Raw genomic sequence first — 15,970 nt, 5'->3', positions numbered from 1 at the left:
GAAACAATTAATTACCATTATGGTTCACAGTAACCAAAAGAGGTATTATTATCAGGACCACCACAAGGAGCATGAGGCACTCCAGCTAATCCCCCAGTAATCTGCTGCTGCTGTTGCTTATTGAGTTTTTGAACCGGAATAATATCTAATATTGATTTCATAGTTTAAAATTAAATTACTTTATAAAAGTAATAAAAAAGTATTAGGATGGATTTTTAAATATAACAAAAGGCAAACTTGGATAAGTTTGCCTCTATTTTTTTGATTTTTATATTATGCCCAAATACATGTCCCATTTGGTTGACAATACCCAAAATCACAAATAGTTGGTCCTCCAATAAATGTAGTACAACATTGTCCTGGAGGTCCACAGAATACAAATCGTCTATTCCAAGCACCTGTAATTTGTTCTTGATCTTTTTTTGTAAGTTTCTGAATTCCTTCGAGATTTAAAATTTTCTTCATTGTGTAAATATTTAAGTTGATTTTTAATACAGAATACAACCTCCGTTACCAGTACATCTTCCTGGTTCACAAAAGCTGAAATTTCCATACGTTATACGACATCTGTTACCGGTACCAAAAGGATTATTACTGCAACAGCTAATAATTGTTCCCGCACCTTTTATGGATCTTTGTTGGCTTTTGCTCAATTTTTGAATCCCCTCAAGGTTTAAAATTTTTTTCATGTGTAAGTATTTAAAGTTATTCGTTGTTCTAAGATACTTACCAAATAGAGGTAAAAACAAAATAGGGTACTTGATATTTATAAATTTAAAGAACTTAATTGATGTTACAAGGTGTGCTGAATTGCTGTAAATCTGTGGATTAACATTGTTTTTTATAGCAAATAGATAATAAAAAAAGAGATCTGTTTGAAGATCTCTTTTTGTAATAGATTTGATTTATTTAGTAGAGGATACAACCTCCAAATCGTGTACATCTTCCAGGTTCGCAAAAACTTCCACCAGGAAAACTTATTCTGCATCTGTTTCCACTTCCAGTAATTGGACTTGGATTGCAACAAGTGATACTTGCCATTGAACCTTTTATAGATCTCTGTTGTGCTTTACTTAATTTTTGAATTCCGTTTAATTCTAAGATTTTTTTCATTTTGTATAAATTTTAGATAATGATAAACGTTCTAAAACGAACGATAAGCTAATTAAATAATGTATCAAACTAAATTAGATTTAGTAAAGAATACATCTTCCCCAGCTATAAGGATCGCAATAACCAGGCTCACAAAAGCTTCCTCCAGGGAAACTAATCTGACAACCTCTTCCAGATGAGCAACACGAAACGTTCCCCCAAGCTCCTTTAATAGATCTTTGTTCTCCTTTAGTTAATTTTTGGATTCCGTTTAATTCTAAGATTTTTTTCATGTGTAAGATGTTTTTAAGTTAATTTCCTTAAAAATAACTGAAAATTCCCTTTTTAGGATGTGTGAAACACCTTAATCTATTGTGGTTTTTTTATAAAATTTGTAACATTTTTATTTGTTGAATACAGTACTTAAAATATTTGAACGACTTTACCTATAGTCGTTCGTAGGAAACAACTTATTAACAACCTCTTTTTTTAATAAGTATCTGATTAAGAGGTGGTTGTGCTTTATTGTTGAGGTAAATATAAGATTATCAACATGTTGGATAATGATTTGATAACATATACCTATGGTAATTTTAACAAAATAGTTATAGTTTCGGAACGGTTTAAAACTATAAAACTAACTCACAACACACAAAAATGAAAAAGCTATTACTATTATTAGCAATGGGTTGCACTATTGCTAGTTTTGGTCAAATTCCATCATATTATAATGATGTGAATCTTTCCCTGTCAGGTCAATCTTTAAAAAATGAATTAGCTTCCAAAGTAACTAATACCCAAACTACAGTATTATCATATACACCTGGAGTATGGGATGCGTTACAACAAACAGATTTGGATCCTTCGAACTCCTCAAGAGTGATTTTAATTTATGGATTTAGTGATACAGATGGTAATTCTACTACGGATAGAACCAGAGGTGTAAATAACAATGGAGGAGGCTCTACAGATTGGAATAGAGAACATGTGTATCCAAGATCATTAGGAAATCCAAATCTAGGAAGTACAGGACCTGGTTCGGATGCGCATCATTTAAGACCTGCAGATGTACAAAGAAATTCGAATAGAGGAAATAGAAAATTTGCAGATGGTTCTGGTAATTCAGGAGTTACTTCTCAGGGATATTGGTATCCAGGTGATGAATTTAAAGGGGATGTTGCTCGAATGATGATGTTTATGTACATACGATATGGAAACCGATGTTTACCTTCAAATGTTGGAGTAGGTACAGCAGTATCGAATGATACAAATATGATCCAGTTATTCCTGGAATGGAATGCTGAAGATCCAGTATCTCAATTGGAATTGCAAAGAAATCCAATCATAGAAAATTTACAAGGGAACAGAAATCCATTTATTGATAATCCAGCATTTGCAACGCAGATTTGGGGAGGACCACAAGCTGAAGATCGTTTTGGAAATTCTGGGAGCGATACAGAATCGCCAAGTGTTCCTAATGGATTAACGTCTGTAAATACAACTACCTCANCAACACAACTATCTTGGAACACCTCTTCAGATAATGTTGCTGTTACAGGATATGATGTATATAGAAATGGCGCTTTACTGAGTACAACTTCAAATACCAGTTATACTGTTACTGGTTTATCTCCAGCCACTACATATAGTTTTACAGTAAGAGCCAAAGATGCTGCAGGCAATGTATCTGGATTGAGTGCTGCTATTAATGTAACAACAGAAAGCAATTCTGGAGGAGGAAATACTTTATGTAGTTCTGATGTTACAAATTTTCCTTATGCTGAAGGTTTTGAAAATACCATAGGTCAATGGAGACAAGCGGGCTCTGGAGATGATTTTAATTGGGCAACACGTTCTGGAGGAACACCTTCATCTGGTACAGGACCAAGTTCTGCAAGTGAAGGGTCTTATTATTTATATATGGAATCTTCTACACCTAACTATTCGAATAAAAGAGCAATATTGTATTCTCCTTGTTTTGATATTAGAAATGCTAGTCAGGCTACTTTTACATTTAAATATCATATGTATGGAGCATCCAATATGGGAAGTCTTTCTTTAGAGGCTAGTCTTAATGGAACAAGTTGGACAACGATTTGGAATCTATCGGGAAATCAAGGGAATTCTTGGAAAACTGCTTCCGTAAATTTAGAAGATTATTTAGGTGAAAGAGTACAACTGCGTTTTAATGGGGTAACAGGAACTACATGGCAAGGAGATATGGCTATAGATGCGATTAATTTTTCTACCTCTGGAAATACAGGTGGAGGTTCCACAACAAGTGATGTAAATTTACGTATCACATTTGATAATTATCCTGAAGAAACTAGCTGGGAAATAAGAAATGATAGTAACCAGATTGTGTTTTCTGGAGGGACTTATGGATCTCAAGCTGATGGATCTACTATTAATTTATCAAGAACATTAGATAATGGTTGTTACACTCTAATTATGTATGATACTTATGGAGATGGTATTTGCTGTAGCTATGGTAATGGCTCTTATGCTTTAACTGATGCTAGTGGTGGTACGCTTGCTTCAGGAGGTTCTTTTGGCTCTCAAGAGAGTAATAGTTTTTGCGTAGGAGGTTCATCAAGAAATTTAATAAATACAGAAATAACGAAGAATGAGTTCGATGTGTTGGATTTTAGTTTTTATCCAAATCCTGTAAAAGAAACATTAACGATACAATTGCAAAAAGCTACTTCTGGAACTTATGAGATCATAAGTTATACAGGACAAGTATTAAAATCAGGAGTGATTACTAAAGAACCAATTTCACTTCATCAAATGGCTTCGGGTGTTTATTTTATTAAACTAACCAGTGGAAAACAGCAATTAGTTAAAAAGTTCATGAAGGAATAAAAATATAATTTTTTAGGTGTTATAACCTCTACATTTCTTTTTTGGAAAAGTAGAGGTTATTTTTTTGATCTGTATACGATATACTTTGATCCGGTATGTATAGAGTTGAGTTGAATATTACTGTAGTTGGTGTAATAATTTTTCGGCAACCAATTCAGATGATGCCGGATTTTGACCTGTGATCAACAATCCATCTTCTAACGCATACGGACTCCAGTCATCACCTTTAGAATAAATACCTCCATTGTTATTTAACATATCTTCTACTAGAAACGGTACGATATCTGTAAGTTGAACTGCTGCTTCTTCAGAATTAGAAAATCCTGTTACTTTTTTACCTTTTACTAAAGGTTGCCCATCAGAGGTTGTAGTGTTTTTGAAAATTGCAGGTGCATGACATACAGCAGCAACCGGTTTATTTTGATTGTAAAAAGTTTCAATTAATTCGATTGAATTTTTGTCAATCGCTAAATCCCATAGTGGGCCATGACCTCCTGGATAAAAAATAGCGTCATAATCTTCGGCTTTGATTTCTGAAAGAGGAATAGTGTTTTTTAATTTTTCTTGGGTTTCAGTATCTTGATTGAACCTTTTGGTAGCCTCTGTTTCAAAATCAGGAAGCTCACTTTTAGGGTCGATAGGTGGTTGTCCTCCTTTTGGAGAAGCAATAGTAATTGCTACGCCTTTATCTTGTAGAAAATAATATGGAGCAGCAAACTCTTCTACCCAAAATCCTGTTTTTTCTCCTGAATTTCCTAATTCATCATGACTTGTTAATACGAATAAAACCTTTTTCATGTTATCTGTTTTTTTAGTTATGTTTTTATCATTATTGTTTTTTCCACAGGAAATGAATACTAGTGTAGCTATGATTAAATGAACAAGCTTTCTCATTGCCAGTATATTTTTAAATTGTTGTTATTATTTTTTTTCTTCAAAATTACTGTACAACTGAAACTAAAAAAATGATGTATGTTAAGAAATATATTTAATTTCGAGCAATTTCTTTTCGTATTCTACTAAGACTTTCAGAGGTGATTCCTAGATAAGAAGCAATATGATAATTCTTTACTAACTGTTCTATATTAGGATAGGTGTTTACAAAGTCAAGGTATTGTTCTTTTGCGGTTTTGGATAGGTCCCCAATGATTCTTCTCTGGAAAGAACCAATATAGGATTCTGTTTTAAATCTAAAATATTCTTCTATTCCAGGAATGGATTGACAAATTTGGTTCATATCGTCTCTGGATAGTTGTAATAGTGTTGCATCCTGAAGACATTCTATCTGAAGAATTGCTTTTTCCTTTTTAAAAAAAGAGGTGTAGTCACTAATCCACCAATCAGTGATAGCAAACTGGATGGTATGTTCTTTAGCGGCTGTATCTGTAAAATAAGATCGTAGACATCCATGAACCACATAATACTGATAAAAGGTAGTATCTCCAGGAAATAGTAAGCTCTCACCTTTGGTGATTGTAATTGGTTTAAGTTTATCACCAATAATTCTTTGATGTTCTTGGCTTAAACTATATCCTTTAAAGATGTTTTCTAGATTCATATAACATTAGATTCTTGAGATACTATTCAAAATACATAAAAAAAGCCCGATCATTAATCATAATCGGACTTTCATTTTATATTGATTTTAAAAATCTTAATTGTTTAGCATTACTGGCATTACAAGCATGGTTACACTTTCTCCTTCATCCAATCCATCGGTAGGAGTTAGGATTCCTGCTCTGTTTGGTAATGACATTTCTAATTGTACATCATCTGCATTCAAGTTATTTAGCATCTCACTTAAGAAACGAGAATTAAAACCTATTTGCATATCATCTCCTTGGTAGTCACACGTAAGACGTTCTTCTGCTTTATTAGAGTAGTCGATATCCTCTGCAGAAATATTTAATTCTGCTCCAGCGATTTTTAATCTGATCTGGTGCGTTGTTTTATTAGAGAATATAGAAACCCTACGTACAGAATTCAAAAATTGCGTACGTGCAATACTTAATTTATTTGGATTCTCTTTTGGTATTACAGCCTCATAATTTGGATACTTACCATCGATTAGTCTACAAATCAATTGTGTTTCATCAAAAGTAAATTTCGCATTAGATTCATTATATTCTATCAATACATCTGTATCACTTCCAGCCAAAATACCTTTTAAAAGATTTAATGGTTTCTTAGGCATAATGAACTCAGCAGACTGAGAGGCTTTTACATCCTCACGAGAATACTTTACTAATTTGTGAGCATCTGTTGCTACAAAAGTCAAACTCTCTGTTGAAAACTGAAAAAATACACCACTCATCACCGGTCTTAAGTCATCATTACCTGTGGCAAAAATAGTTTTACTAATGGCGGTAGAAAGAATATCACCCATAATATTGGTAGCACTAGGATCTTCTAATTCTACCGCTTTAGGAAATTCCTCTCCATCGGCATATGCCAAAGCATACTTACCGTGATTAGAACTTATTTCTATAGTATTGTTATCTCCAACAACGAATGTAAGTGGTTGTTCTGGAAATGTTTTAAGTGTTTCTAAAAGCAATTTTGCAGGAACAGCAATAATTCCTTCATCTCCAGATTCTACTTCTAACTTAGCAGACATCGTAGTTTCTAAATCAGAAGCTGAAACAGTTAAAGAGTTATTATCTAATTCAAATAAAAAATTATCTAGAATTGGTAAAGTATTGCTGTTATTGATAACTCCACCTAATACTTGAAGTTGTTTTAATAAATACGAACTGGAAACTATGAATTTCACCCGTTTAATTTTTAAGATTAATACTGTTTTGCAGTGGTCATTATAAAAATGGCTAACGCAAATATAATTGTAATCTACAAGCTTGTAGGTATTGCAAAAACGTTAGTTATTAACAAACGACTAGGAGTTATTGACTATGTCCAATTAAAGATTCCTTTTATGCACAAATTCTAGATTAGAAATTCTATGATCATATACTAAAGACGTATTTTTCTTTTGCAGCTATTATATTGAAAATCATTTTCTTTTCTAATAGAAGTGTGGGATACTTTTGAAGTTTTACGAAATAAACAACCTAAAAGTCTTTAATAGTGATGAAGAAGGCTTTTTTGACTAAATAAAATAATGTTAGGTTTTCAAAATAAATACGACCAATAAGCAACAATTTTTACCGTATACTTATGTCAGTTAAATTTCAGTATTCACTTTTCTTATTGCTTATAGGACCATTACTTTTTGCTCAGCAAACCACAAACGGATATAATCAAAGTGAAGAATTGGGAAAGGTAGCTTGGTTACGCGATTATGATACCGCCTTGAAGCTTGCCAAAAAGGAAAATAAAGATGTACTTATCTTATTTCAGGAAGTTCCAGGATGTAGTACTTGTCGGAATTACGGGCATAATGTTTTGAGTCATCCACTTATGGTAGAAGCTATAGAAAACTCATTTGTAGCCTTGGCAATATTTAATAATAAAGGTGGTAAAGATGCTGAAATACTCAGAAAATATAAAGAGCCTAGTTGGAATAATCCTGTGGTTCGTATTGTGGATCATACAGGCCAAAATGTAGTCAACCGAATCGGAAATGACTATTCTGCAATTAGATTAGTGCAAAGCATGAAAGAGGCAATTGAAACTAAAGGAAAGGTGATTCCTGAGTACATTAATTTACTAGAAAAAGAATTGTTAGCTACTAATACCAACAAAGCTTATTATAAAATGTCTTGTTTCTGGAGTGGCGAAAAAGAATTAGGAAGACTACCTGCAGTATTGAGTACAGAATCCGGTTTTATCGACTACCGAGAAGTTGTAGAAGTTACTTATGATTCAAAGGAAATTACAAAGAAAGAGTTAGATAACTATGCAAAAAATAGTGGTATGAGTTTGATGGAAAATAAAAAGTCTTATCGTTCTTCACCAAAGGATATTCATTACTATCTACAACAAACAAAATTTATATATATACCACTTACCGAACTTCAGAAAACAAAAATAAACAGTGCTCTTGGCGATGGTCGATCTACAGAACAATTTTTAAGTCCTACGCAAAAAAAATGGTTTAAAAAGATTCATAGTACTAGCGAGATCCTATTTAGTACTGATTTCACAAAAGCTTGGCATAAAAAAGCTAAAGAAATGAGTGCTATCTAGAGATGGTAGTATCTTTCTATTCATAATCCATTAGCTTATCGGTATAATGGGCTCTATGCTTAGGTTGTGCAAAACGTTTTTCATTATACGATGTAGATTTTCCTTTGGCAATGGAAAGAGATTCCCAGGGTTTGTCGCTTATCATTTTTCCAATAAATACAATTTGTCCCACGTGATATGAGTAATGCGCTAATTGTCTATTGATCGCTTCGGTAATGGAATGTTCGATGTTTCGAATGTATATGTGTTGATGAAAATTCGTTTCATTTACACTATCCAAGGCAGTGAATAAACATTTCCATCCTTCATTCCACTTTGTTAACAATTCTTCTTTAGACTGTATGTCATTTTCAAATTCCTGATCTCTAGCGCGCCATTCTTTTTCTCCATCTGTTGTTAAAAAATCTGTCCATCTGGATTTCATATTTCCCCAAAGATGTTTTACAATAATAGCAATGCTATTACTATCGTCATTATATTGCCAAAATAAATTATCATCGGCAACTTGATCGATGGTTTTTTCGCCAAGCGATTTATAGTATAAAAACTGCYTTTTTACACCTTCTAGATAAGATACTGTGTCCATGATATCAATTTGTAATAATATAAGGAATTATCATCAGAAATTGTCCAGATTTGCATAAATCTATGACTATTGCATTTGAAGACAGTAATACTTTTTTATATCTGAAAACTAATAAAACTACTTAGTATATTTTCTTTTTCTAAGCCAAGAGAATAGAAAGCTAAAAAGTCCGAGCATTAGTAATGGAACAACAATGTTTACAACTTGCCAAAACGTTCTGGTATCTACTACTTTTTCGATATTTAAGAAAGCAATATTGATTTCTTTCCCTCTTACTTCGGTCAATCCAGAATCATCTAATAAATAGTTTACGGTATTTAAGAGGAATTCCTTGTTTCCGTATTGTAAATTTAAGTAAGGATCATATCCTAAAGTGATGGGTCTTCCTTTTCGGATACCATTTTTGATAACGTCGCCATCAGCAATTACTACCATTTTTGTAGGATCACTTTGATCTTTATCAGTAGCTAATGAAAAAGGTTTCACTCTATCTTTATAAGTAGACTTAAAGCTTCCTTCCAATAAAACTGCCAAATTGTGTTTTCCTTCTGTATAAGTTTCTATATCGGGTTTCTGCCCTATGATATTATCTAATTTTATTTCAGTTGGAATTCCATCAAGTTTGGAACGTTCAGAACTCGTTAATAAAATGGTTTTTTGAACTCCGTTTTTTAGTGTATCAATCTGGTTAGAGAACTCAAATTTTACAGACTCAATATTTTTTACAATCGGATGATCACTAGTACTCTTAGTTAGCGAGGCATAAAACCAAGGATGCGGTGTAAACTGGGTGTTGTTTCCTTCTCCTGAAGCTAACATCAATGGTGCAGAATATAGATCATTTACCAAAACAGGATTGATACGAACACCATAAGAAAAAAAGGCATCTCCCAATCGTAAATCTTGCATAAAGGCAATAGCCGATCCTTTGGATTGCGGTTTGAATAGACTATCAATTTCCATAGCTACAGATTCAACCATCCATAAAGATTTACCACCATCCATAATAAATTGATCTAATACGTATTTTTCTTTTTCAGAAAACGCTTCAGTAGGTTTTGCATTGATGATCTTATCAAACTTTTGCAAATCCTCTAAAGTTTTGGTTGGATTAGCAGCAACGGAGTCTACAGTAAATGCTCCAACAAAATAATATTCTTGCAGCGTTTTGATAAAATCAGCAATCTTTACATCTGGTAACTGTCCATTTCCTTTAAGAACAGCTATTTTATGTTTTTTAGGATGAATTAATTTTTTAAGAGCATCTGCAAAAACGTATTCTAACTGCTGTATGGAGTTGTTTACTCTTTCTTCGGTTGTAGCACCAATGGTGTTTTTTACCAAGGCCACTTTTACACTACGGTTTTGGTAGTTCATAATTGCCCAAGGAACTACTGTCTCAATTTCCGTTTTTCCACTTTCCTGTACACTCACTTCCATAGGAGTCAATCCAAGTCGTTGTAATTCTTCGAGCGTTTCTTTTCGGAATTCTTCCTCTTCTATAGGATTGGTAAAAACGTATTGAATTTTTGGATTAATTGAATTGAACTCTTCTAAAATTTGTTTGGTTTCATTTTGTAATCGTCTAAACTCTGAAGGAAAATCACCATCTAATAGTACATCAATAGATATAGGTACTTCAGCTTCTTCTAATAGATTTTTGGTTGCATCTGAAAGCGTAAAACGTTGATCTGCTGTTAGGTCAAAACGTTGGTAAAATGAAGACCCTAAAAGATTGATAATAAAAATGGCAATGGTAGCAAAAGAGGCAAATTTTAGAATGATTTTTTTAGGGAGTTTCTTTAGAATAATGGCAGTCAGAAATATAAAAATTCCAATGATACTAAGAAAATAAATAACGTCTCTGGTATCTATAATTCCTTGACTTATACGTTCATAATGTAACTGAATTCCAATTTGTTCAATAGTATAATCAGCAGCTCCAAATAATTGATAATTAGCCAATCCACTAAATCCAAAATAGAATAGGAAACAAAGGAATAAACTGATTAAAAAGGAAACAATCTGATTGTTTGTAAGAGAAGAAGCAAAGATGCCTATGGCAGTATAGGCTGCTCCCAATAGTAATAAGGCAATATAGGATCCAATAGTGCTACCGCTATCTAAATTTCCGACAGGTGATCCTAACTGATATACAGTGATAACATACAGTAGACTTGGCAGTAAGGCGACAGTAATCAGTGCTAAGCTACCAAAATATTTTCCAAGGGCTAATTGCCAGTTTTTTATAGGTTTGGTTACTAGTAGTTCTAAAGTTCCTTGTTTTTTTTCTTCAGCAATACTACGCATAGTAATTGCTGGAATTAAGAATAGTAAAATCCAGGGAGCAATTAAAAAGAAAGGAGATAAATTGGCAAAACCACTATCTAAAATATTGAACTGCCCTTTGAATACCCACAGAAAAAGACCGTTAAGAATTAAAAATAAACCGATTACTAAATATCCTACTGAGGATGCAAAAAATGTATTGATTTCTTTTCTTATGACTGCAAGCATATGCTGGTAGTATCTTTTTTGTGACTTATTAGATGGTGAAAATAATGATTTTGTTTGTATCGATCACTAAACCTTAGGACTACAATAATTCTTCAATTTTTTCCACGCTCCAAGCTTCTGGTTTTTGATTAAACTTACTTTTGGTATTTGCCCAAATATCTTTGAATAACGCAGAGTTTCGATAGTTATTGAGATGATCTTCAGATTCCCAATGACTATACGTAAAAAATTGATTGGTTTGATGAATATCTCTTATCAGTTTCAAGTGTTTACAACCATCAAAATTTCTAATCTTATGTTTATTTTTTTCAAAATTTTCTAGAAAGGCGTCTATCTGTTCTGGTACGAAACCTAATTTTACAATGCGTATGATCATTTTTTATATAACTGGATGAGCAAAGCTACAAAGTTTTTGCGTTAGGGATAGCAGTGGCATCCTTTTTTCTGAATAGGTATTTGTATGAAATTAAAAGGCCGAAGAAAAAGGATATAACGGATAGCCCGCTCGAACGCCATTGTTATAATAAAATATTCAGAATTTGTAATACATCTTATTCAAAGGTAATACTAACAGTATCTCTAAAATATAATCCAAATAGGCTAGAAGCACCGCCTACAGTTTTGGGGTTACTTTTATAAATGGCAAGTTCTAGATATCCAGAAGAATTAAAAACGGCTAATTTTTTTCCATCTTCTTCCCGCTTACTTTTTTCTACTTCAAAATTAATGGCATCACTATAACGCTCATAAATTTTACTGAATACAGCACTTCTAGCAGTTATTTTGAAGCTACGTCCTTTACCAACATCTTCAAAAAGTTTGCGTGTAATATTGGTGATAAGGTTGCCATAATTATCAATATAGATAATACTCCCTACAATCTGTTTGTCGCCAAGATTCACAATTGGTGTGATTCCTTTGATCATTTTGATCTCCGTAATCGGTTTCCCGATAACTTCTAAAGTACCGCCACGAGCAATATGACAAGCTACTGCTACAAATACATCCAAAACTGGAAAATTAGTTCCAATCGCATCGTGAATATTAATTTCTACAATTTTTGCAGGTCTAAATTCAGAAGCGATTAACGAAATCAAACCATTGTTTGCACAGATAAAATAATGGTCATCTAATAAAACTGCGATATGCTTATTTTCGGGATTAAGTTCGCTATCAATCCCTACAATATGAATACTACCTTTAGGAAAACTCTTGTATGCATTTTGAATGATATAAGCAGCTTCGGTAATATGAAAAGGAGAGATTTCATGAGAAATGTCAACAATAGTAGCTTCCGGCAATTCTGTATAGATAGCCCCTTTAACCGCAGACACAAAGTGATCTTTGATTCCGAAATCAGTAGTTAAAGTTATTATTGGCATCGATAAGAATTGTTAATATCTTTTGATTATAAGCGCTTAAAAATATGTAAATTTGCTATTAAGTTATTCAAAGTTTTTTTGAATCGAGAAATCTATTAATAAAAACCTACGAGTTTATCATATTCGACCACTATTATTCTATATGATCAGTACTAAAATTAAGCTTGTATTATCTTTTTCATTTTTGATTCCCCGACAAAAACTTCAAATAATCCCAATAGCGATTGGGAGCACAAACTTAGTCAATCCAAAAAACAAATCATACTAAAATTACTATAGCTTTTGAACGAACTTATTATTRAACTAACAGAAATCAATCCAAGAGAGTTTTTCGGACTCCAGAACAGTAATATTCAACTATTAAAGAAATATTTTCCGAAGCTTAAAATCGTAGCTCGCGGAAGTAAACTGAAGGTGTACGGCGATGAAGATATGCTAGAAGAATTTGATATGCGCCTGAATATGCTTTTAGAACATTTCGGAAAGTACAATAAACTGGATGAAAATGTCATTGAGCGTGTACTCACTAGTGATAGTAAAGCCGATTATGAAACTTCTGTTGGAAGTGGTGAAACCTTGGTACATGGAGTAGGTGGTAGATTGATCAAAGCTCAAACAGCTAATCAGCGAAAGTTGGTGGAGTTGACGAATAAAAATGATATGGTTTTTGCTATTGGTCCAGCAGGAACTGGTAAAACTTATACTGGAGTAGCGTTAGCGGTAAAAGCACTAAAAGAAAAACAAGTTCGTAGAATTATATTGACAAGGCCAGCTGTAGAAGCAGGAGAAAATCTTGGGTTTTTACCAGGAGATTTGAAAGAAAAATTAGATCCTTATATGCAGCCTTTATACGATGCATTACGTGATATGATTCCTGCAGAAAAACTGGAAAGTTTTATCGAAAAGGGAGTGATACAAATTGCTCCAATGGCATTTATGCGTGGTCGTACGTTGGATAATGCCTTTGTAATTTTGGATGAAGCCCAAAACACAACGCATGCCCAGATGAAAATGTTTTTAACACGTATGGGTAAGAATGCTAAGTTTATGATTACTGGAGATCCTGGACAAATCGATTTACCACGAAGAGTGACCTCTGGATTAAAAGAAGCTTTATTAGTGCTAAAAGGAATCTCAGGGATCGGGATTATTCATTTAGATGACAAAGATGTGATCCGCCATAAGTTGGTGAAGAAGGTAATTGCTGCCTATAAAGAAATCGAAAACCGAAATGGTTAGATAGTAGGTTTGTATATGTAGCATTGTAGCATATAATTCTGAATTAAAAAGTAGTACGTTGAAAAGTATATATCATTTTAAGTTCGAAGACTTAATTATTTATAATAAAGCTATTGAATTTGGTGAATCTGTAAATGAACAAATTCAAACATTTCCAAAAGAAGAAGCCAATCGATTATCATTCCAATTTATAAAGGCGGCTGATGCCATCGCTTTACATATAGCCGAAGGTTCAGCCAGTTCCAAAGATCAATTTAATAAACACTTACAAAATGCTTGGGATAGTGCGCATGAATGTATCGTTTGCAGTACAAAGGCAAGATTAAGAGGTTTTATTACAAAAGAACAAGATGAATTGAATAGAGGAGATATCACTGAAATATCCAAAATGATTACCTCTTTTAAAAGACATTTAAAATTAAAGCAAATGGAGAAATAGTGTAATAAACTTATAACACTAAAATTCAAATTCTCCAATACGAATACAAAATGAAAAATACCATAACAAATACAGAATATAATTTTCCGGGTCAGCAATCAGTATATAAAGGAAAAGTACGAGAAGTTTACAATATTAATGATGAGCTATTGGTAATGATTGCTACAGATCGTTTATCAGCTTTTGATGTGGTGATGCCAAAAGGAATACCGTTTAAAGGACAAATCCTGAATCAGATTGCAACGCAAATGATGAAAGCTACCGAAGATTTGGTGCCTAATTGGTTGATTGCTACTCCAGATCCAAATGTAGCCGTTGGACATTTGTGTGAGCCTTTTAAGGTTGAAATGGTAATTAGAGGGTATCAATCTGGTCATGCGGCCAGAGAATATAAAGCTGGAAAAAGACTATTGTGTGGTGTTCCTATGCCGGAAGGAATGAAAGAAAATGATAAGTTCCCAGAACCTATTATAACACCTTCTACCAAAGCAGATAATGGAGAGCACGATGAGGATATTTCTAGAGAAGAGATTTTAGCAAAAGGGATTGTTTCAGAAGAAGATTATTTGGTATTGGAAGATTATACTCGAAAATTATTCCAACGAGGAACTGAGATTGCTGCCGAAAGAGGGTTGATTTTGGTAGATACCAAATATGAATTTGGAAAAACTAAAGATGGGAAAATTGTATTGATCGATGAGATTCATACGCCAGATTCCTCTCGTTATTTTTATGCAGAAGGATATGAAGAGCGACAAGCCAATGGGGAACCACAAAAACAATTGTCTAAAGAGTTTGTAAGACAATGGTTGATTAGTAATGGTTTTCAAGGAAAAGAAGGACAACAGATTCCTGAAATGTCAGAGGAGTATATCACTTCGGTATCTGATCGTTATATCGAACTTTTTGAAAATATTACAGGTGCTGCTTTCGAAAAAGCAGATGTTTCTAATATACAGAGTAGGATAGAAGCGAATGTGTTGGAATATTTGAAGGTATAATAACTATAATAGTAGTGATGTTAATACATCTCCCTAAATCCCTCTTCGAAAGAGGGACTTTTGACCCTAGCTCTGCGAAGTTTGCAACTTCGAAGGGCTTTGTTCCAACCTTTGTCTGAATGATCATTCTTAAGTTGTTTAAATAATATAAATTATGTCATTCCAGACCTGATCTGGAATCCACATATAAAGGTGTAATAGCGATTAATTCTTCAACTTGATCTCCTGCATTCGCATCGGCATTTGATCGATTTGATCAAAAATCTGAGAAGCAGGGATGACTCTGGTGGATTCTAGTTTACGACCACCATCTAATCCAATAAGTAGTATCTTAAAGCTAGTAGTAGGATTATATTTTATATAAAGAGTATTGTCTTTGATTTCGTTTTTTTTCTTTATGCCTCTATAGTAGGAAGTAGGAATCACTTGGTATATAATCAACTTTCTATCTGTTAATGCTGCTGTTTTATTTGTAAACTCCTTTATTTGTTGGATCAGTTTAGGATGTTGATAGGAATCTGCGAGTATTATAATCAATCGATCTTTCCATAGATGTTCTTTTAAATCCTGAGTATAGGAAACAAGTGGTAATAGTAACAGGAAAGATAGGATAGTTTTCATTAGATGAAATTACAAAAAAAGAAGGAAACAAAGGACGTAACGCAGCATCTGACAACGAAGTTGCAAACTTCGTAGAGCAAGA

The 15,970-nt window shown here is 33.3% G+C and carries 18 protein-coding genes; 5 read left to right on the top strand and 13 right to left on the bottom strand.

Translation table 11 applies throughout. From position 1 onward, the window contains the following. Positions 1-17: 17 nt before the first annotated feature. From GBO31_RS24720 to GBO31_RS24700, 5 genes are all read right to left on the bottom strand, one after another. Positions 18-161: a hypothetical protein gene (locus tag GBO31_RS24720; RefSeq protein ID WP_219011314.1), complete on the bottom strand. Its 144-nt coding sequence runs from the start codon at positions 159-161 to the stop codon at positions 18-20. Positions 162-273: 112 nt separating this feature from the next. Then, positions 274-465, bottom strand: a complete 192-nt coding sequence (locus GBO31_RS24715) for a hypothetical protein (RefSeq protein ID WP_219011313.1) — start codon at positions 463-465, stop codon at positions 274-276. A gap of 23 nt (positions 466-488) precedes the next feature. Beyond that, entirely contained in the window at positions 489-689 is a 201-nt protein-coding gene (locus GBO31_RS24710; RefSeq protein WP_219011312.1) for a hypothetical protein, read from the bottom strand. Positions 690-909: 220 nt separating this feature from the next. Then, a complete protein-coding gene (locus GBO31_RS24705; RefSeq protein WP_219011311.1) occupies positions 910-1,113 on the bottom strand; it encodes a hypothetical protein in 204 nt (67 codons plus the stop codon). A gap of 80 nt (positions 1,114-1,193) precedes the next feature. After that, the gene (locus tag GBO31_RS24700; protein ID WP_219011310.1) at positions 1,194-1,385 is read right to left on the bottom strand and encodes a hypothetical protein; all 192 of its coding nucleotides are present in this window, start codon (positions 1,383-1,385) and stop codon (positions 1,194-1,196) included. 364 nt (positions 1,386-1,749) lie between these two features. On the opposite strand from GBO31_RS24700, the gene GBO31_RS24695 reads away from it, so the two are divergent. Continuing rightward, positions 1,750-3,957: an endonuclease gene (locus GBO31_RS24695; protein WP_219011309.1), complete on the top strand. Its 2,208-nt coding sequence runs from the start codon at positions 1,750-1,752 to the stop codon at positions 3,955-3,957. A gap of 117 nt (positions 3,958-4,074) precedes the next feature. On the opposite strand, the gene GBO31_RS24690 is transcribed toward GBO31_RS24695, so the two are convergent. From GBO31_RS24690 to dnaN, 3 genes are all read right to left on the bottom strand, one after another. After that, positions 4,075-4,851 (bottom strand): type 1 glutamine amidotransferase domain-containing protein, encoded by a 777-nt coding sequence (locus GBO31_RS24690; RefSeq protein ID WP_219011308.1) that lies wholly within the window; start codon positions 4,849-4,851, stop codon positions 4,075-4,077. Positions 4,852-4,945: 94 nt separating this feature from the next. Continuing rightward, positions 4,946-5,515: a Crp/Fnr family transcriptional regulator gene (locus GBO31_RS24685; protein ID WP_219011307.1), complete on the bottom strand. Its 570-nt coding sequence runs from the start codon at positions 5,513-5,515 to the stop codon at positions 4,946-4,948. 96 nt (positions 5,516-5,611) lie between these two features. Beyond that, positions 5,612-6,730: a DNA polymerase III subunit beta gene (gene dnaN, locus GBO31_RS24680; RefSeq protein WP_219011306.1), complete on the bottom strand. Its 1,119-nt coding sequence runs from the start codon at positions 6,728-6,730 to the stop codon at positions 5,612-5,614. 401 nt (positions 6,731-7,131) lie between these two features. Between dnaN and GBO31_RS24675 the strand changes: the two genes are divergently transcribed. Continuing rightward, on the top strand, positions 7,132-8,103 hold the full coding sequence (locus GBO31_RS24675) for a VPGUxxT family thioredoxin-like (seleno)protein, type 2 (RefSeq protein ID WP_219011305.1): 972 nt from the start codon (positions 7,132-7,134) through the stop codon (positions 8,101-8,103). Between the two features lie 16 nt (positions 8,104-8,119). On the opposite strand, the gene GBO31_RS24670 is transcribed toward GBO31_RS24675, so the two are convergent. The 4 genes from GBO31_RS24670 to GBO31_RS24655 form a co-directional block, all read right to left on the bottom strand. Further along, positions 8,120-8,689, bottom strand: a complete 570-nt coding sequence (locus GBO31_RS24670) for a DUF1572 family protein (RefSeq protein ID WP_219011304.1) — start codon at positions 8,687-8,689, stop codon at positions 8,120-8,122. A 117-nt stretch (positions 8,690-8,806) separates the two neighbouring features. After that, positions 8,807-11,206, bottom strand: a complete 2,400-nt coding sequence (gene gldG, locus GBO31_RS24665) for a gliding motility-associated ABC transporter substrate-binding protein GldG (protein WP_219011303.1) — start codon at positions 11,204-11,206, stop codon at positions 8,807-8,809. Between the two features lie 79 nt (positions 11,207-11,285). Further along, positions 11,286-11,582, bottom strand: a complete 297-nt coding sequence (locus GBO31_RS24660; protein ID WP_219011302.1) for a putative quinol monooxygenase — start codon at positions 11,580-11,582, stop codon at positions 11,286-11,288. Between the two features lie 175 nt (positions 11,583-11,757). Then, the gene (locus GBO31_RS24655) at positions 11,758-12,588 is read right to left on the bottom strand and encodes an SAM hydrolase/SAM-dependent halogenase family protein (RefSeq protein ID WP_219011301.1); all 831 of its coding nucleotides are present in this window, start codon (positions 12,586-12,588) and stop codon (positions 11,758-11,760) included. A 282-nt stretch (positions 12,589-12,870) separates the two neighbouring features. Between GBO31_RS24655 and GBO31_RS24650 the strand changes: the two genes are divergently transcribed. The 3 genes from GBO31_RS24650 to GBO31_RS24640 are packed head-to-tail and all read left to right on the top strand — an operon-like array spanning position 12,871 to position 15,267. Then, positions 12,871-13,827 carry a PhoH family protein gene (locus GBO31_RS24650; protein WP_219011300.1) on the top strand — a complete coding sequence of 319 codons (957 nt, stop codon included), beginning with the start codon at positions 12,871-12,873 and terminating at the stop codon, positions 13,825-13,827. 58 nt (positions 13,828-13,885) lie between these two features. Continuing rightward, entirely contained in the window at positions 13,886-14,266 is a 381-nt protein-coding gene (locus GBO31_RS24645; RefSeq protein ID WP_219011299.1) for a four helix bundle protein, read from the top strand. A gap of 50 nt (positions 14,267-14,316) precedes the next feature. Next, on the top strand, positions 14,317-15,267 hold the full coding sequence (locus GBO31_RS24640; protein WP_219011298.1) for a phosphoribosylaminoimidazolesuccinocarboxamide synthase: 951 nt from the start codon (positions 14,317-14,319) through the stop codon (positions 15,265-15,267). Positions 15,268-15,471: 204 nt separating this feature from the next. Here GBO31_RS24640 and GBO31_RS24635 read toward each other — a convergent pair whose 3' ends face one another. Then, positions 15,472-15,888: a DUF4174 domain-containing protein gene (locus tag GBO31_RS24635; RefSeq protein WP_219011297.1), complete on the bottom strand. Its 417-nt coding sequence runs from the start codon at positions 15,886-15,888 to the stop codon at positions 15,472-15,474. Positions 15,889-15,970: the final 82 nt, after the last annotated feature.

Source organism: Aquimarina litoralis (assembly GCF_019295435.1).
GTDB lineage: Bacteria > Bacteroidota > Bacteroidia > Flavobacteriales > Flavobacteriaceae > Aquimarina > Aquimarina litoralis_A.
Note: the sequence above shows the minus strand (reverse complement) of the source record. Positions and strands in the feature narration are given on the sequence as shown.